This is a genomic window from Pseudomonas sp. KB_12 (assembly GCF_052114545.1).
GTDB lineage: Bacteria > Pseudomonadota > Gammaproteobacteria > Pseudomonadales > Pseudomonadaceae > Aquipseudomonas > Aquipseudomonas brassicacearum.
On the sequence record NZ_JBFREY010000005.1, the window covers coordinates 54,537 to 72,406 of the forward strand.

Sequence of the window (17,870 nt, forward strand, 5' to 3'; positions counted from 1 at the left end):
CGGTAGCACTTAAACGCTTGACATATAGATGGGGCCGCTACGACCGATTTCAAGCCTGCTCATCAATAGAAGGCGAAACCGGCGCTGGCGTCTTGCTGACCACGACCATGGCCGGGCGCAGCAGGCGACCGTTGAGCAAATAGCCCTTCTGGAAAACCTTCAGCACGCTGTTTGGCTCGACGTCGGCACTTTCCTGCATCGCCATGGCCTGGTGGTGCTCGGCGTTGAAGGGTTCGCCATGCGGATCAAGGGTTTCGAGCTGATAACGCTTGAGGGTGTCCTGGAACATTTTCAGGGTCAGCTCGATGCCTTCACGCATCGGACGAATGTTTTCGTCATCCGGGTTGGACAGCTCCAGGCCACGCTCCAGGCTGTCGATGATCGGCAGCAGGTCGCCGGCGAAACGCTCCAGGGCAAATTTATGAGCCTTCTCTACATCTTGCTCGGCGCGACGGCGGACATTCTGCAGGTCGGCTGCTACACGCAACGCCTGATCCTGCGCACCGGCCAGTTGCTCCTCGAGCACTTGTACACGTGCCGCCAGGTCTTCACCGGAGTCCTGGGAAGCCTGATTGGCGTCTAGATTTTGCGTGTCCTGCGTCTGTTCGTCAGCCATAGATTTCTCCTCTCAACTTCGTCCGCGAGCTCAACTCGCGCTTCTGCCCCGGTATATGGGGTCGGGTTTTGCAGCTTCAAGGGCCATCTGACGAATTAACCTTACAAAAAACAGCTGCATAACCATTCCCCGCCGCGCTAAGAAAATCATCTATCCAAGCAAATCGAGCTAAGCGAGGGCATTGTCAGGTCAAAACAAAACACTGTATAAATAACCAGACCTAAAGCCTGGGAGCGGCCTTATGCTGGTGCACCTGTCCGTACACAACTATGCCATCGTCGAACACCTCGACCTCGAACTTGATCGAGGCATGAGTGTGATCACCGGTGAAACCGGCGCAGGCAAGTCGATCATGCTCGATGCCCTGGGCCTGACGCTGGGCGACCGCGCCGACAGTGGCGTGGTGCGCCCCGGAGCGGACAAGGCCGACATCCTGGCGACGTTCGACCTGGTCGACATCCCCGAGGCCAGCGCCTGGCTGGCCGAACGCGACCTGGACACCGACGGTTTGTGCATCCTGCGCCGGGTCATCACCGCTGAAGGCCGCTCCCGAGGCTACATCAATGGCACGCCCTGCCCCTTGGGCGACCTCAAGGCCCTCGGCGAGCTGCTGATCGACATTCACAGCCAGCATGAACACCAATCCCTGCTCAAGACCGACACCCATCGCCGCTTGCTGGATGAATACGCCGGCGCCACCGACCTGGCCCGACAGGTCCAACTGGCGGCCCAGCGCTGGCGCCAGACCCGCCAGGAACTGGATCGACTCTCCAACTCCGGCGACGAACAGCGTGCCCGTCACCAGTTGTTGAGCTACCAGCTCGAGGAGCTGGAGAACCTGGCCCTGGGTGAAAATGAACTGGAAGAACTGGAGCAGGAACACAAGAACCTCACCAACGCCGAAACCCTGCTGGGCATTTGCCGGCAAGTGGTCGAACAGTGCAGCGAGAGCGATTCGGGCAATGTGCTCAATGCACTGACAGCGAGCTTGAACCGACTCTCCAGCGTGAACAATTCGGTGGGCGCCCTGAACGAAGCGACGAACCTGCTGACGAGTGCGCAGATCCAGGTCGAAGAGGCCGTCGGGGAGCTGAATCGGTTCCTCGATCATTTCGATGCCGACCCGGCCCGCCTGCAGTACCTGGAAGAGCGCCTGGACACCATCTATACACTGGCGCGCAAACACCGCATCCAGCCGACCGACGTTGCCGAACTCCAGCAGCGGCTGTTGGAAGAACTGGAAACCCTGAACGCCAACGATGAATCCATCGAGCGCCTGGCGGACGAACTGGCGTCTTATGCCCGTCATTACCAGGAAAAGGCCAAGGAGCTCAGTGAACTGCGGCAGCACGCCGCAACAGGGCTGGCCAGCGCCGTGGAGCAGGAAATCCAGCGCCTGGGCATGCCGGGCGGGCGCTTCACCATCGAATTGCGCCCCAACGCTGGCGACGAGCTCCAGCCCAACGGGCTGGAGCAAGTGGAACTACTGGTCAGCGCCAACCCGGGGCAACCGCTCAAGGCCCTGGCCAAAGTCGCGTCCGGCGGCGAGCTGTCACGGATCAGCCTGGCCATCCAGGTCATCACCGCGCAGACCTCTCGCGTGCCGACGCTGGTATTCGACGAAGTAGACGTGGGCATCGGTGGCCCAACCGCAGAAATTGTCGGCCAGTTGCTGCGCCGACTAGGGGAACGCGGCCAGGTGCTGACGGTAACTCACCTACCCCAGGTCGCCGCCCAGGGACACCAGCATCTATTTGTGCACAAGGTACGCGGCGAGGATGCCACTCGCACCGCCGTGTCCAAGCTCAACAAAAACGAGCGCGTAGAGGAAGTGGCGCGAATGCTCGGGGGCATCGACCTCACCAAGGAATCCCTGGCCCACGCGAAAAAAATGGTCGTTACCGCGAAAATCTGAGAACGGCAGAAAGCACGAAGGCGACCCTGGGGTCGCCTTCGTTCGTTTCGCGAACCGTAATAGTCCACGCGACATGCTTACTTTTTCTTGCGTACGTACAGCACAAGATTGTGATCGACCATCTCGAAGCCATACTTGTCGACGATTGCTTTCTGCAGCCGCTCGATTTCTTCGTCGAAGAATTCGATCACTTCACTGGTTTCGACGTTGACCATATGGTCGTGATGCTTGCCGTCGTCCAGCTCGAAGACCGCATGGCCTCCGTCGAAGTTGTGCCGCACCACCAAGCCAGCTGCCTCGAACTGGGTCAGAACACGGTAAACCGTGGCCAGACCGACGTCCTCACCAGCCTCCATAAGCGCCTTATAGACATCTTCAGCACTCATGTGGCGTTGCTCGGCGGAATCGAGCATTTGTAGAATCTTGACCCGTGGCAGGGTCACTTTGAGGCCGGCTTTGCGTAGTTCGCTATTTTCAACCATGGTCAGCTTTCTCGCGATGCTGCTTCGCAGCTTCTCTTAATGCGGGTATGATCGGCGTTTACGTTGTCCCAGCCAAGATAGTGGAAGTCGCCCACCGATGCAAAACACCAAGCTCTTGCTAACCAGTTTCACCTTTGTGGGACTGCTCGCACTCGCCGGTTGTTCATTCCCCGGGGTTTACAAAATCGACATCCAGCAGGGCAATGTCGTCACGCAGGACATGATAGACCAGTTGCGCCCGGGAATGACCCGCCGGCAAGTACGGTTTATCATGGGTAATCCCCTGCTGACCGACACGTTCCATGCCGATCGCTGGGATTACCTGTACAGCTTGCAGCCAGGCGGCGGTGAGCGCCAGCAGGAACGCATCAGCGTTATCTTTAGCCCCAACGACCAACTTGTCAGCCTGTCAGGCGATTTCATGCCTGGCGTGAGCCGTGACGAAGCCATCTTGGGCAAGGACAGCGACAACACCGTGACCGACCCGGCCCAGAAGGCCGAACAGCCGAAACCGGAAAAACCGGCCAAGCCAGGTTCGTTGCTGGACCAGATCCAGAAGGATGTGGACAAAGTCGAGACCGTACCAGTCCCGACGCCAGAGCCCCTGGACACCTCGCCGCAATAAATTGCGGCATAAAAAAACCCGGCATGCCGGGTTTTTTATTGCCTGCCATTCAAGCCAGGTTATTGCTCCGATTGGCGTGCCTGGGCTGCCTTGGCCGCGCGCAAGCGCCGAATTTCCTTCGGATAGGCCAACAACGGGCGATAAATCTCCAGTCGATCGGCCGCCTGCACCACCTGGTGCTCTGGATCGGCAACCAGCTTGCCAAAAATCCCCACTGGGCAAGTCGCCAGATCCAGCTCCGCAAACGCATCGGCAATACCCGATGCCGCCAGTGCGGCGCGAACACTCGCACCCTCCTGCACCGCGCAGGTGCGCAAGACCTGACGCTCCGCCGAGGCATACACCACTTCTATCTCAATCAACGCTTGAGCTCTGCATTCTGCTTGGCCCGCTGGCAGAACGCATCGACCAGGGTATTGGCGGCCTGATTGAACAGCGGCCCCAGCGTCGCCCGCACCAGAGGGCCGGCGTAGTCGAACGACAGATCCAGGCTGATCTTGCAGGCCTTTTCACCCAGCGGCTTGAACACCCAGACACCGTGGAGCTGGTTGAAAGGCCCTTCTTCCAGATTCATCTCGATGGACTGCCCCGGCACCAGCGTATTACGCGTGACGAAGCGCTGGCTCAAGCCACTCTTGGCAATGTTGAGGCTGGCGCGCATATGGGTTTCAGAGCTCTCCAGCACCTCGGCCGACGAGCACCACGGCAAGAACTCCGGATAGCTCGCCACATCGTTGACCAGGTCATACAGCGCCTGCGCCGGGTAGGGCAGCAAGGCCGAGCGTTGAATATGTGTCGTCATGTAAGCGTCACTTCCACAGCTGGGCGGCAAACACTACAAGAATGCCAATGGGCGCCACGTAGCGCATCAAGAACAGGCTCAAACCAAACAATACAGGGCTACGCAGCGACAATTCATCACGCACCGCTTCACGCCCCATGATCCATCCTGCAAACACTACGAAACACAAACCACCCAATGGCAGCATGATCCGCGAGGTGAAGAAATCAATCACGCCGAAGAAATCCAGCCCTCCGGTTGCGCCCCACTGGTAGAGATGGAACAGCCCGTCTTCGTTCACGAAAAACTTCGCCTGCTTCCATATATTGAAGGAGAACACCGTACCCAGGCCGACAAACCAGCAGGTGAAGGCCAACCAGAAGGTTACCCAGGCGCGGCTGAGTCGGGTCCGCTCAACCAGGTAAGCCACCATGGGCTCCAACAGGGAGATGGCCGAACTCCAGGCGGCGATGGCCACCAGGAGGAAAAACACCACGCCCATCACTTGGCCGAACGCCATGCTGCCGAAGGCAAAAGGCAGGCTGACAAACATCAGCCCCGGCCCCTCACTGGGGTTCAGGCCGGCAGCGAACACAATCGGAAACAATGCCACACCCGCCAGCAGCGACACGAAGGTGTCCAGCAGTGCGACACCGACAACGGTCCGGGTCAGGGAGGCATTCTTGGGCATGTAGGCGCCGTAGATCATGATCGAACCGACCCCGACGCTCAGGGAGAAAAACGCATGCCCCATGGCCGGCAGCAGGCCGTCCAGGACTTTCTCCGGCTGGAAGTCGAACATGAAATGCACGCCTTCCATGAAATGCCCGGTGGTCATGCTGTAGCCCAGCAGCACCAGGATCATCACGAACAGCAACGGCATCATGATCCGCAGGCTGCGCTCAAGCCCGGCCACCACGCCCCGGGCAATCACCACCGCCGAGAGCACCATGAAAATCGTGTGCCAGAGGGTCAGCCTCCAGGGATCGGCAATCACATTGCCGAAGTAGGCGCCCACCTGGTCAGGTGTCACACCCTGAAAATCCCCACGCCCCATGTCGATGATGTAGTCCAGCGACCAACCGCCGACCACGCTATAGAAAGACAGGATCAACAGCGCCGTGATCATCCCGGCGAAGGCGCCCCACGACCACTTGGGCGAGTGCCCCGCCGCCACTGCCAGCACCTTCAAGGCATTGGCCGGGCTTTGCCGGGCCCGACGACCGATCAGGGTTTCGGCCAGCATTACCGGTGCGCCGATCAGCGCAATGCACGCCAGGAACATCAGTACGAAGGCTCCGCCACCGTAGATGCCGACCATGTAGGGGAATTTCCAGATACTGCCCAACCCCACCGCAGAACCGGTTGCAGCGAATATAAAAACCCAGCGGCTAGCCCAACTGCCGTGGACAGAAACCTTGTCTGTCGACATCGTGATCACGCCCAAGCTTTAAAAAAAGAGGCCGCATTGTCCGGGATTCACTCAACGTGCTCAAGCACGCTGCTTCACCGTAGCCGACACGCACGCAACTGCCTATAATGCCGCCCCTATGGCTAAACAGAAGAAACACCCCACAGGGACCATCGCGCAAAATAAAAAGGCGCGACACGATTACTTCATCGAACAACGTTTCGAGGCTGGCATGGTCCTGGCCGGCTGGGAAGTAAAGAGCCTGCGTGCCGGCAAGGCGCAACTGGTCGACAGCTACGTGCTGCTCAAGGACGGCGAGGCCTGGCTGCTGGGCAGCCATTTCACGCCGCTGACCACCGCCAGCACCCACGTGATCGCCGACCCGACGCGCTCGCGCAAGCTGCTGCTCAACAAGCGCGAGCTGGAAAAGCTCTTCGCCTCTGTGCAACAGAAGGGCTACACCTGCGTCTGCACGTCGTTGTACTGGAGCAAGCACTTGATCAAGTGCGAAATTGCCCTGGGCAAAGGCAAGAAGGAATACGACAAGCGCGATACCGAGCGTGAACGCGATGCGGGCCGCGAGCTGCAGCGCGCGGTGCGCAACAAGGGCAAGGAAGACTGATTCTTTCGTCCTTGAGACCGCTATCGCGAGCAAGCTCGCTCCCACACCAGATCCCGGCAACACACAGACCCTGTGTTCACTGAAGATCCAATGTGGAAGCGAGCTTGCTCGCGATGGCGTCGACACATCCGGCAGTGATGTGTCAGACAGACCGCTTTCGCAAGCAGGCTCGCCCCCACACCAGATCCCGGCAACACACAGACCCCGTGTTCACTGAAGATCCAATGTGGGAGCGAGCTCGCTCGCGATGGCGTCGACACATCCGGCAGTGATGTGTCAGACAGACCGCTTTCGCGAGCAAGCTCGCTCCCACAAGGTTCGTGCGCTACATCCCTTTACGCCGCTCCGCCCGCGCCACGCGCTGCACTTCCTGACGCACCTCCTCCAGAACCTCCTGCACATACAAGATATGCCGGCTGGACACTTCCCGCGCCTGTTCGGCGTGTCCGTCCATTATGGCCTGGTACAACTCCCGGTGCTGGCTGATCAGCATGTCGCGGGTTTCACTGCGCTGCTTGTACATGCCGCCGATGTTGGTCACCACGTTGCGCTTGAGCAGGTCGAACAAGCCGCGAATCGTGTGCAGCAACACCGCGTTATGACTGGCCTCGGCAATCGCCAGGTGAAACCGGGCATCCGCCGCGCCCTCCTCCGCCCGGCTCACCTCGTCGTGGCGCGAGTAACAGTCCTGCAGTTCGTCGAATGCCGCCGTCAGCCGCTCGCGGTCCACATCCGTGGCCCGCTGGGCCGCGTAATAAGCACAGGACGCTTCCAGGGTGTGACGGAACTCCAGCAAGTCACGCTGCGCTTCGGGATTGCTTTCCAGAAGCTGCAGCAGCGGATCACTGAACGTCGAGCCCAGCGACTCCACCACATAGTTGCCGCCGCCCTGGCGACTGACCAACAAGCCTTTGGCCGCCAGCTTCTGGATCGCCTCGCGCAACGAAGGGCGTGACACACCGAACTGCTCAGCCAGGGTCCGTTCGGCCGGCAGCCGCTCACCGGACTTGAGCGTGCCCTCAAGGATCATGCCTTCAAGCCGCTCGACAATATCGTCAGACAAACGGCGCTGACGAATCTGATCAAACCCCATAACTCAATTCTCCACGATCCCGACCGCTCGCCGGGCTCTCTATTCTGGCCCATCCGGGCCTTGTCCACACCCATCAAAGCCGTTTTGCACCACCGGATCAGATGCGCTCTGCACCGCTTATTCGACGAAAGTTTCAGGGCGGCAAATTGACACATGACAACCAAGGCTTTTACCCTAGCCAACAGCGATTGTAAATTGGTATTACCAATTAACCAAACCCGCTGGCAGTGCCTGACCAACAACAATTAGGGGCCCACCCATCATGCAAACCTGGCAACAGCTCTACAGCCCGCTCGGCAGCCTCGGCTTGTCCGCGCTCGCGGCCGTCATTCCCATCGTATTTTTCTTCCTGGCCCTGGCGGTGTTTCGCCTCAAGGGGCATGTGGCCGGCAGCATCACCTTGGCCCTGGCGATTGCCGTGGCGATTTTCGCGTTCAATATGCCCGCCGACATGGCCTTCGCAGCCGCCGGCTATGGCTTTGCCTACGGCCTGTGGCCCATCGCCTGGATCATCGTCGCCGCCGTATTCCTCTACAAACTGACGGTCAAGAGCGGCCAGTTCGAGGTGATCCGCAGCTCGGTGCTGTCGATTACCGATGACCAACGCCTGCAAGTGCTGCTGATCGGCTTTTGCTTCGGCGCATTCCTGGAAGGTGCCGCCGGTTTCGGTGCCCCGGTGGCGATCACTGCCGCCCTGCTGGTCGGCCTGGGCTTCAACCCCCTGTACGCCGCGGGCCTGTGCCTGATCGCCAACACCGCCCCGGTCGCGTTCGGCGCGTTGGGCATTCCGATCATCGTGGCCGGTCAGGTCACCGGGATCGACGCCTTCAAGATCGGCGCCATGACCGGTCGCCAACTGCCCTTGCTGTCGTTGTTCGTGCCGTTCTGGCTGGTGTTCATGATGGACGGCCTGCGCGGCGTGCGGGAAACCTGGCCTGCTGCACTGGTGGCAGGCCTGAGCTTCGCCGTCACCCAGTACTTCACCTCCAACTTCATTGGCCCGGAACTGCCGGACATCACCTCCGCCCTGGCCAGCCTGATTTCCCTGACGCTGTTCCTGAAAGTCTGGCAGCCCAAGCGCACCGCTGGCGCCCAGATTGCCGGCGCCACCTCCAGCACCACGGTCACCGCCAGCGCCGGCGGTTTCGGCCAACCGCGCAGCACCGTGGCTTCGCCCTACAGCCTGGGAGAAATCATCAAGGCCTGGTCGCCGTTCCTGATCCTGACCGTATTGGTGACGATCTGGACCCTCAAGCCGTTCAAGGCGATGTTCGCCGCAGGTGGCTCGATGTACGGCTGGGTGTTCAACTTCGCCATCCCGCACCTGGACCAGATGGTGATCAAGGTCGCGCCCATCGTGATCAACCCCACTGCCATTCCGGCCGTGTTCAAGCTTGATCCGATTTCCGCCACCGGCACGGCGATTTTCTTCTCCGCATTGATCTCGATGCTGGTGCTGAAGATCAATGTAAAAACTGGTCTTACCACTTTTAAAGAGACACTTTTCGAGCTGCGCTGGCCGATCCTGTCCATCGGCATGGTGCTGGCATTCGCCTTCGTCACCAACTACTCGGGCATGTCGTCGACCATGGCCCTGGTGTTGGCCGGCACGGGCGCGGCGTTCCCGTTCTTCTCGCCGTTCCTGGGTTGGCTGGGTGTGTTCCTGACCGGTTCCGATACGTCGTCCAACGCGCTGTTCAGCTCGCTGCAAGCCACCACCGCGCACCAGCTCGGCGTCAACGACACCTTGCTTGTCGCGGCCAATACCAGCGGCGGCGTGACCGGCAAGATGATTTCGCCACAATCGATCGCGGTGGCCTGCGCGGCGACCGGGCTGGTGGGCAAGGAATCGGATCTGTTCCGTTTCACCCTCAAACACAGCCTATTCTTTGCAACGATTGTCGGCCTGATCACGTTGGCCCAGGCCTACTGGTTTACCGGCATGCTGATTCATTAAGTCCTACACGCAGCACTGAAAAAACCGACGCCGAACCGTGATTCGGCGTCTGCTATTCACCACCGGGTCTGCAAGGCTGCTGAAAGATTTCCTGTCTATATTCAGCAGCCTCAGCGGACGGATAACCGGGACCACCCGGAGACACGCCTGATGAGCGAGCTTTTTTACAACGCCGTGCCGAACGCGACCCGTGTCGCCCCGCCATTGCCTGAGCCTCGGCAGTACCCCAGCGAGAAACCGCAAAGGGTCTACCTGTTCGGCACTTGCGTGGTGGACCTGTTCTATCCCGAAGCCGGGATGGATGCGATTCATCTGCTGGAGCGCGAAGGAATCCGGGTGGACTACCCGCAAGGGCAAAGCTGCTGCGGCCAACCGGCCTACACCTCGGGCTACACCGAGCAGGCGCGGACGGTGGCACGGGCGCAGTTGGCCCTGTTTGCCGAAGATTATCCGGTGGTCGTGCCCTCGGGCTCCTGCGCCGGCATGCTGCGCGAGCATTACGCCGATCTGTTCAAGGATGAGCCCGACACGCTCAAACAGGTCCAGGCCCTGGCGGCCCGGACCTATGAACTGGCTGAATTCCTGCTGTTCGTCTGCAAGGTGCAGTTGAACGACAGCGGCGAACCAGTGAAAGTCGCGCTGCATACGTCCTGCTCGGCACGGCGTGAAATGAACACCCACCTGCACGGCCGCGCGTTATTGGCGCAGTTGCGCAATGTGGAACGAGTTGAACACAGCCACGAAAGTGAATGCTGTGGCTTTGGTGGGACGTTCAGCGTTCGCATGCCGGATATTTCCGGCGCGATGGTGGCCGACAAGACCCGAGCGCTGAAGGAGTCCGGCGCGCACAAGGTCATCAGTGCCGATTGTGGCTGCCTGATGAACATCAACGGCGCACTGGAAAAACAGCAGGAGGCGTTACGCGGCCAGCACCTGGCGAGCTTCCTCTGGCAGCGTAGCGGAGGTGTCGCATGAGCACGCCGACGCTGATTCCGACCGTTGAGGTGCAGGAAGATTTTCGCGCCCGAGCCCACAAGGCCCTGGACGACACGCAACTGCGAAACAACTTTCGCAGCGCGATGGATTCACTGATGACCAAGCGGGCAACGTCCTTCAGCGATGCCCACGAAAGAGAACACCTGCGCGTGCTGGGCAATGCCGTCCGCGCCCGTGCGTTATCGAAGCTGCCCGACCTGCTCGAGCAACTTGAAAGCAACCTGATCCGCAACGGTGTGAACATGCACTGGGCGGAAACGGTGGACGAAGCCAACGGCATCGTCCTCTCGATCATCCGCGCTCACGAGGCGCGGCAAGTGATCAAGGGCAAATCGATGGTCAGCGAAGAGATGGAGATGAACCATTTCCTCGAGGCTCGGGACATTGAATGTCTTGAGTCCGACATGGGGGAATACATCGTCCAGCTCGACCACGAGAAGCCTTCACACATCATTATGCCGGCGATCCACAAGAATGCCGGTCAGGTCGCGTCCTTGTTCCACGACAAACTCGGCGTGGAGTACACCAAGGACGTTGACCAACTCATTCAGATCGGTCGCAAGGTATTGCGGCAGAAATTCTTCGAGGCCGACATCGGCGTCTCCGGTGTCAACTTCGCCGTCGCTGAAACCGGCACGCTGCTGCTGGTGGAAAACGAAGGCAACGGGCGGATGTCCACCACCGTGCCGCCGGTGCACATTGCCGTGACCGGCATCGAAAAAGTCGTCGAGAACCTGCGCGACGTCGTGCCGCTGCTGTCGCTGCTGACCCGCTCGGCCCTCGGCCAGCCCATCACCACCTACGTCAACATGATCTCCGGCCCGCGCAAGGCTGACGAATTGGACGGCCCCCAGGAAGTCCACCTGGTCCTGCTCGACAATGGTCGCAGCCAGGCGTTTGCCGACAGCGAACTGCGCCAGACGCTGAACTGCATTCGCTGCGGCGCCTGTATGAATCATTGCCCGGTCTATACCCGAATCGGCGGTCATGCCTACGGCGAGGTTTACCCGGGACCTATCGGAAAAATCATCACGCCGCACATGGTCGGCCTGGCCAAGGTGCCGGACCACCCGAGTGCCTCTTCGCTGTGCGGTGCCTGCGGTGAAGTGTGTCCGGTGAAGATTCCGATCCCGGCTTTGCTGCGGCGGCTGCGGGAAGAAAACGTCAAGGCGCCGGACAGCCCCCATCAGGTGATGCGCGGCCAGGGCAGCAAATATTCGCCCAAGGAACGCTTCATCTGGAATGCCTGGGCTCGGCTCAACAGTTCGCCACGGTTGTATCGGCTGTTCGGGTTCCTCGCCACGCGCCTGCGCGCCCTGACGCCCAACAACATCGGCCCATGGACCCAGAACCACAGCGCCCCCAAACCCGCCGCCCGCTCATTGCATGACCTGGCTCGCGAACACCTGAACCAGCAGGGAGACCGCCGATGAGCGCCAAGGACAATATCCTCGCCAAGCTGCGTAAAAGCCTGACCGGCGCCACGCCCGTTGCCGACAACTTCGACGTCGAGCTAGTGACGCAGACCTACCGCTATGCGCCCGAGGAACGCATCCCGCAACTGCGCAAATTGATGGAAGCGGTGCACACCGAAATCCACCTGACGTCCGATGAAGGCTGGCCGGCCCTGCTCGCGCAATTGCTGCGCGACCGTCAATTGCCGAGCCTGCTCATCGCCCCGACCACCGCGCACGGGCAAAAAATCACACAGTTCTGGGCGAACCATCCGGACCTGCCAACCCTCAAGGCCTACGACCGCCCAGTAGAAGAGTGGAAAGCCGAGTTGTTCAACGACACCCCCGCCAGCCTCACCGGGACCCTCGGCGCCATCGCCGCCACCGGCAGCCTGATTCTCTGGCCAACCCGTGAAGAACCACGGCTGATGAGCCTGGTGCCACCGGTGCATTTCGCCCTGCTCAAGGCCAGCGAGATCCGTGACAACTTCTATGAAGTGCAGCAGGAATTCGAGTGGGCCCAAGGCATGCCCACCAACGCCCTGCTGGTATCGGGCCCGTCGAAAACCGCCGACATCGAGCAAATCCTGGCCTATGGCGCCCATGGCCCGAAGGATCTGGTGGTTTTGATTCTGGAGGACCAATGACCCTTCCGGCCTCTTTCCTACACGACGTTCAACAACTGATCCCGCAGAAACGCCGTTTCGACGATCCGCTGTCGACCTTGGCCTTCGGCACCGACGCCAGTTTCTATCGACTGATTCCGAAACTGGTGGTACGCGTCGAATCCGAAGATGAAGTGATTGCCCTGCTGAAACTGGCCCAGCGCGACCAGGTTCCAGTCACGTTCCGCGCCGCCGGCACCAGCCTGTCCGGGCAAGCCATCAGCGACTCGGTGCTGATTGTGCTGGGGGATAACTGGAACGGGCGCGAGATTCGTGAACAGGGCATGCAGATCCGTTTGCAGCCCGGCGTGATCGGCGCCCAGGCCAACGCCTGGCTGGCGCCGTTCGGGCGCAAGATCGGCCCAGATCCGGCGTCGATCAACGCCTGCAAAATCGGCGGCATCGTCGCCAACAACGCCAGCGGCATGTGCTGCGGCACGGCGCAGAACACCTATCACACCCTGGCCGGCATCCGCCTGGTGCTGGCCGACGGCACGCGTCTGGACACCGAAGACGACAGCAGCGTGGCGGCTTTTCGTACGAGCCATGGCGAACTGCTGGGACGCCTGGCGACTCTGGGCCGCGAGACCCGCGCCAACACTGAACTGGCTGCGCGAATCCGGCATAAATACCGTCTGAAAAATACCACTGGCCTGTCACTCAATGCCCTGGTGGATTTTGACGAGCCTGTGGATATCTTGAGCCACCTGCTGGTCGGCTCCGAAGGCACCCTCGGTTTCATCAGCGCGGTGACCTACAACACCGTTATCGACCACCCGAACAAAGCCTCGGCCCTGATCGTCTTCCCCGATGTGGAGACCTGCTGCAACGCCGTCACCGTGCTGAAAAGCCAACCAGTCTCGGCCGTGGAGCTGCTTGACCGCCGCAGCCTGCGCTCGGTGCAGGACAAACCGGGCATGCCGGATTTCGTACAGCATCTGTCGATCAATGCCTGCGCCTTGCTCATCGAATCCCGCGCCGCTTCCTCGTCTTTACTGCAAGAACAACTGGCCCGGATCATGGCCTCCCTGGCTGGCTTCCCAGTGGAAAAACAGGTCGACTTTACCGAAGACCCACGGGAAAACGCCCGGCTCTGGGCGATCCGCAAAGACACCTTCCCGGCCGTGGGTGCGGTACGCAAAACCGGGACCACGGTGATCATCGAAGACGTGACCTTTCCGGTGGAACAACTGGCCATTGGCGTGAACCGCCTGATCGAGCTGTTCGACAAACATCACTACGACGAAGCGATCCTTTTCGGACACGCGCTGGAAGGCAATCTGCACTTCGTCTTCACCCAAGGCTTCAACAACCCTGAAGAAGTCGCACGCTACCAGGCGTTCATGGATGACGTGGCGCAGTTGGTGGCGGTGGAATTCGGCGGTTCGCTGAAAGCCGAACACGGCACCGGGCGCAACATGGCGCCGTTCGTCGAGCTGGAATGGGGCAGTGACGCCTATCAGTTGATGTGGCAGCTCAAACGCCTGCTCGATCCCAACGGCATCCTCAACCCGGACGTGGTGCTCAGCGAAGACCCGCAAATCCACCTCAAGCACCTTAAACCGCTGCCGGCCGCCGATGAGATTGTGGATAAGTGCATCGAGTGCGGTTTTTGCGAGCCGGTGTGCCCGTCCAAGGACCTGACCTTGAGCCCGCGCCAGCGCATCGTGATCTGGCGGGATATCCAAGCCAAAAAACGCGCCGGCACGGACACCACCGAACTGGAACGTGCCTACCAATACCAGGGCATCGATACCTGCGCCGCCACGGGCCTGTGTGCACAACGTTGCCCGGTAGGCATCAATACCGGCGAGCTGGTGAAAAAACTGCGCAGCCGTGACGCAACGAAGACGAAAACCGCCAACTGGATTGAAGGAAATTTCGCCACCACATTGCAAGGCGCACGCTTCGCCCTGCACGTCGCCAACGGTGCGCGCATGCTGCTGGGCGCGCCCCGCCTGGCGAAACTGTCGGCCTCATTGACGCGCCTGTCCAAGGGCCAGGTCCCACAGTGGACCAACGCCATGCCCCAACCGGAAAAGGCGATCCGTTTCAGCCCCGCCGTGTCGGACGCACGTCCGAGAGTCGTGTACCTGGCGGCGTGCGTGTCGCGGGTCATGGGCCCGGCGGCACCGGACAAGGAGCAGATGTCGCTGTACGACAAGACCCGCGGCCTGCTGGAAAAGGCCGGTTATCAGGTGGTCTTTCCAGACAACGTGGACAGCCTCTGCTGCGGCCAACCCTTTGCGTCCAAAGGCTACACGGAACAGGCCGAGCACAAGCGCCAGGAACTGATCGGCGCCTTGCTGCACGCCAGTCGCGGCGGGCTCGACCCTATCTACTGTGACACCAGCCCCTGCACATTGCGGCTGGTCCAGGACCTTGGCGACGTGCGCCTGGATCTGTATGACCCAGTGCGCTTCATCCGCACCCATCTGATGGATCGTCTCGATTTCACTCCCCAGGAGGCGCCCATCGCGGTGCATGTCACGTGCAGCACGCAGCACCTTGGCGAAGGCCAGGCGTTGATCGAACTGGCGCGCCAGTGCAGTAAAAACGTGGTCATCCCGGAAGGCATCCATTGTTGCGGTTTCGCCGGCGACAAGGGCTTCTCCACACCAGAGCTGAACGCCCACTCGCTGCGCTCACTGAAGGACGCGGTACAGCATTGCAGCGAAGGGATTTCCACCAGCCGCACCTGTGAGATCGGTCTTACACAACACGGCGCAATTGACTACCACGGGCTGGTCTACCTGGTTGATCGAGTGACCCAGGCCAGGGCGACCTGAAGAAAAATAGAACCCTGGCGCACCGGCACAGTCCACTGATCAAGTCCCGCAAACGCGGGACCTTCCAAAAACTGGTAGCCGTCCTGATGGCCAGCGATGCCTGGGCCCTCAGTTCAAGGAGAGACACATGAAACGCTCTGTACTGCTAGGTCTGTTCGTCACTGCCTCCATGCTGGCGTCGTCTTCGTTTGCCGCCGATCTCTGTGATACCAACCTGAAAACCATCGAGAACGCGAAGACCCAGTATCAGGGCTCGGATATCGAAGCTAAAGTCGAGGCCAGCATCCAGCAAGCCAAGGCCCATCAAGCCATGAACACCAAGGAAGGCACCGAGAAATGCATCTCCGAGACCACCCAGACCATCCAGGAGATCCAGAAGGTCAGCAAAGACGGTAAAAGCTCCTGACCGCTGAGGGCCAACCTTCGGGTTGGCCTCAGACGCGGATTGGCGTACACTGCAGATGCTTGCCGCTTCAGTAGATCCACGAAGCGTCAGGCTCGGGGCCGTTTAGGATTCGACGCCGGTTGCGAAACTTTAGGTGCATGCCGAGTTGGTAACAGAACTCGTAAATCCACTGTTGCAACTTCTATAGTTGCCAATGACGAAAACTACGGCCAGGAATTCGCTATCGCTGCGTAAGCAGCCTTAGACCTGAGCTTCTGGTACCTTCGGGTCCAGCAATCATTAGGGGATGTCCGTAAACCCAAAGTGATTGTCATATAGAACGGAATCGCCGTGCAGTACGTTGTGGACGAATCGGCTAAAACTTACACAACTCGCCCAAAGCACCCTGCCCGTCGGGTCGCTGAGGGTTAACTTAATAGACACGGCTACGCATGTAGTACCGACAGCGGAGTACTGGCGGACGGGGGTTCAAATCCCCCCGGCTCCACCACTTCATCATCTAAAGACGTCCACGGACGTCTTTTTTTGTGCCTAAAATCCAGTGAAATCAAGGGTTTAAGCGCTACTTGGCGCTGGAGAGGTTTTTTGAGTTCCAGCCGTTTGGGTATTCCAAATGGTATTCCAAGCCATCCGGTGCTATTTTTTGGAATACCAAAACGGTGTCAGAGGTAGCTCTCATGCCTGCTCCAGCCCTTCGCCTTTCCGACCGCCTGCTCAAGGCAGTCAAGGCAAAAGACAAGGATTACGTCCTCAGCGATGGTGACGGTCTTCAGCTCCGAGTCAGGAGCAATGGCTCGATGCTGTGGAACTTCAACTATCGCGACCCGATAACCAAGAACCGTATCAACATGGGACTGGGCACTTATCCAGAGCTCTCGTTGGCGAACGCTCGAAAGAAAGTCATTGAAGCACGTGAGCTACTTGCACAAGGCATAGATCCCAAGGTGCAACGCAACATTCAGAACGAAGCCAAACGAGCGGAGACAGAACACACATTTGAGAACGTCGCTACCGCTTGGTTTGAGCTGAAGAAGGACTCCGTCACCGCAGCGTACGCCGAGGACATTTGGCGGTCGCTCACACTGCATGTATTTCCGGACCTGAAAACAACGCCGCTTTCGAAAATTACCGCACCGATGATCATCGGACTGCTTCGGCCAATCGAGGCGAAAGGCAGTCTCGAGACTGTGAAACGGTTGAGCCAAAGGCTCAACGAGATCATGACCTACGGTGTAAATTCGGGACTGATCTTTGCCAACCCCCTCAGCGGTATTCGAGCGGTCTTCAAAAAGCCCAAGAAAGAGAATATGGCCGCCCTACCACCTGATGAGCTTCCGGAACTCATGCTGGAAATTGCCAACGCCGCCATCAAAAGAACGACCCGCTGCCTGATCGAATGGCAATTGCACACCATGACCCGTCCTGCCGAAGCGGCAACCACACGATGGGCAGACATCGACTTCGACAGACGTATCTGGACCATCCCCCCGGAGCGCATGAAAAAGCGTCGTCCGCATACCATCCCGCTGACCGAACAGGCACTCGCGTTACTGGAGGCGCTCAAGCCCCACAGCGGCCACAGGGAATACGTGTTCCCAGCAGATAGAAATCCGCGTACCCATGCCAACAGCCAAACCGCCAACATGGCGTTGAAACGCATGGGCTTCCAGGACCGCTTGGTCAGCCACGGCATGCGCTCCATGGCCAGCACCATCCTGAATGAGCATGGCTGGGATCCCGAACTGATCGAAGTCGCCCTGGCACATGTCGACAAGGATGAAGTTCGAAGCGCCTATAACCGTGCGGACTACATTGAGCGAAGACGCCCGATGATGGCCTGGTGGAGTGAGCATATTCAGAAGGCCGCAACGGGTAGCCTGTCGGCATCTGCGATCAATCAAATCAAGGACTCCAACGTCGTGCCGATACGCTAAGGGCTCACCCTACTCGCAGATGGCCGAAAAATTACGCATCAGAGAAATAGGTGACTTTTCTCAAGGTCTCGTTTAGGCATGAATTGCAATTGCCTTTGCGAATACACTGTCGACCTGAAAATGG

Annotated in this window: 16 protein-coding genes and 1 other RNA gene; 11 read left to right on the plus strand and 6 right to left on the minus strand. The window is 59.6% G+C overall.

The annotated features are described in order from the left end of the window. Positions 1-49: 49 nt before the first annotated feature. Positions 50-616: a nucleotide exchange factor GrpE gene (gene grpE / locus AB4Z20_RS04335; RefSeq protein WP_013692249.1), complete on the minus strand. Its 567-nt coding sequence runs from the start codon at positions 614-616 to the stop codon at positions 50-52. 241 nt (positions 617-857) lie between these two features. Between grpE and recN the strand changes: the two genes are divergently transcribed. Further along, on the plus strand, positions 858-2,531 hold the full coding sequence (gene recN / locus AB4Z20_RS04340) for a DNA repair protein RecN (RefSeq protein WP_212797594.1): 1,674 nt from the start codon (positions 858-860) through the stop codon (positions 2,529-2,531). A gap of 77 nt (positions 2,532-2,608) precedes the next feature. Here the strand turns inward: recN and fur are convergent, their stop codons facing one another. Next, positions 2,609-3,013, minus strand: coding sequence for a ferric iron uptake transcriptional regulator (fur, locus tag AB4Z20_RS04345; RefSeq protein WP_003197684.1), 405 nt, complete (start codon positions 3,011-3,013; stop codon positions 2,609-2,611). 97 nt (positions 3,014-3,110) lie between these two features. Between fur and AB4Z20_RS04350 the strand changes: the two genes are divergently transcribed. Next, entirely contained in the window at positions 3,111-3,638 is a 528-nt protein-coding gene (locus AB4Z20_RS04350) for an outer membrane protein assembly factor BamE (protein ID WP_214512212.1), read from the plus strand. 59 nt (positions 3,639-3,697) lie between these two features. Here the strand turns inward: AB4Z20_RS04350 and AB4Z20_RS04355 are convergent, their stop codons facing one another. Genes AB4Z20_RS04355 through AB4Z20_RS04365 form a run of 3 tightly spaced genes read right to left on the minus strand, consistent with a single transcriptional unit; the run spans position 3,698 to position 5,851 of the window. Continuing rightward, positions 3,698-4,000 (minus strand): RnfH family protein, encoded by a 303-nt coding sequence (locus tag AB4Z20_RS04355; RefSeq protein ID WP_442089375.1) that lies wholly within the window; start codon positions 3,998-4,000, stop codon positions 3,698-3,700. Further along, entirely contained in the window at positions 3,997-4,440 is a 444-nt protein-coding gene (locus AB4Z20_RS04360; protein ID WP_024617726.1) for a type II toxin-antitoxin system RatA family toxin, read from the minus strand. The genes AB4Z20_RS04355 and AB4Z20_RS04360 overlap by 4 nt, the downstream gene beginning before the upstream one ends. A gap of 7 nt (positions 4,441-4,447) precedes the next feature. Continuing rightward, on the minus strand, positions 4,448-5,851 hold the full coding sequence (locus AB4Z20_RS04365) for a sodium-dependent transporter (RefSeq protein WP_253471548.1): 1,404 nt from the start codon (positions 5,849-5,851) through the stop codon (positions 4,448-4,450). Between the two features lie 118 nt (positions 5,852-5,969). Between AB4Z20_RS04365 and smpB the strand changes: the two genes are divergently transcribed. After that, on the plus strand, positions 5,970-6,452 hold the full coding sequence (gene smpB, locus AB4Z20_RS04370; protein WP_003197663.1) for an SsrA-binding protein SmpB: 483 nt from the start codon (positions 5,970-5,972) through the stop codon (positions 6,450-6,452). A 325-nt stretch (positions 6,453-6,777) separates the two neighbouring features. Here the strand turns inward: smpB and AB4Z20_RS04375 are convergent, their stop codons facing one another. Further along, positions 6,778-7,545 carry an FCD domain-containing protein gene (locus AB4Z20_RS04375; protein WP_072411334.1) on the minus strand — a complete coding sequence of 256 codons (768 nt, stop codon included), beginning with the start codon at positions 7,543-7,545 and terminating at the stop codon, positions 6,778-6,780. Between the two features lie 262 nt (positions 7,546-7,807). Between AB4Z20_RS04375 and AB4Z20_RS04380 the strand changes: the two genes are divergently transcribed. From AB4Z20_RS04380 to AB4Z20_RS04415, 8 genes are all read left to right on the plus strand, one after another. Continuing rightward, a complete protein-coding gene (locus tag AB4Z20_RS04380) occupies positions 7,808-9,502 on the plus strand; it encodes a lactate permease LctP family transporter (RefSeq protein WP_442089376.1) in 1,695 nt (564 codons plus the stop codon). Positions 9,503-9,652: 150 nt separating this feature from the next. Continuing rightward, on the plus strand, positions 9,653-10,477 hold the full coding sequence (locus AB4Z20_RS04385) for a (Fe-S)-binding protein (RefSeq protein ID WP_063322994.1): 825 nt from the start codon (positions 9,653-9,655) through the stop codon (positions 10,475-10,477). Then, positions 10,474-11,931, plus strand: coding sequence for a LutB/LldF family L-lactate oxidation iron-sulfur protein (locus AB4Z20_RS04390; RefSeq protein ID WP_442089377.1), 1,458 nt, complete (start codon positions 10,474-10,476; stop codon positions 11,929-11,931). Before AB4Z20_RS04385 ends, AB4Z20_RS04390 begins: the two co-directional genes overlap by 4 nt. Continuing rightward, positions 11,928-12,599, plus strand: coding sequence for a LutC/YkgG family protein (locus AB4Z20_RS04395; protein WP_258690357.1), 672 nt, complete (start codon positions 11,928-11,930; stop codon positions 12,597-12,599). The genes AB4Z20_RS04390 and AB4Z20_RS04395 overlap by 4 nt, the downstream gene beginning before the upstream one ends. Beyond that, the gene (locus tag AB4Z20_RS04400) at positions 12,596-15,406 is read left to right on the plus strand and encodes an FAD-binding and (Fe-S)-binding domain-containing protein (protein WP_442089378.1); all 2,811 of its coding nucleotides are present in this window, start codon (positions 12,596-12,598) and stop codon (positions 15,404-15,406) included. The genes AB4Z20_RS04395 and AB4Z20_RS04400 overlap by 4 nt, the downstream gene beginning before the upstream one ends. 127 nt (positions 15,407-15,533) lie before the next feature. Then, positions 15,534-15,812: a hypothetical protein gene (locus AB4Z20_RS04405; protein ID WP_253471540.1), complete on the plus strand. Its 279-nt coding sequence runs from the start codon at positions 15,534-15,536 to the stop codon at positions 15,810-15,812. A gap of 94 nt (positions 15,813-15,906) precedes the next feature. Continuing rightward, positions 15,907-16,302, plus strand: a transfer-messenger RNA (tmRNA) gene (gene ssrA / locus AB4Z20_RS04410). A 187-nt stretch (positions 16,303-16,489) separates the two neighbouring features. After that, complete coding sequence (locus AB4Z20_RS04415; RefSeq protein WP_442089379.1) at positions 16,490-17,746, plus strand: integrase domain-containing protein; 1,257 nt, start codon at positions 16,490-16,492, stop codon at positions 17,744-17,746. The last annotated feature ends 124 nt before the right edge of the window (positions 17,747-17,870 follow it).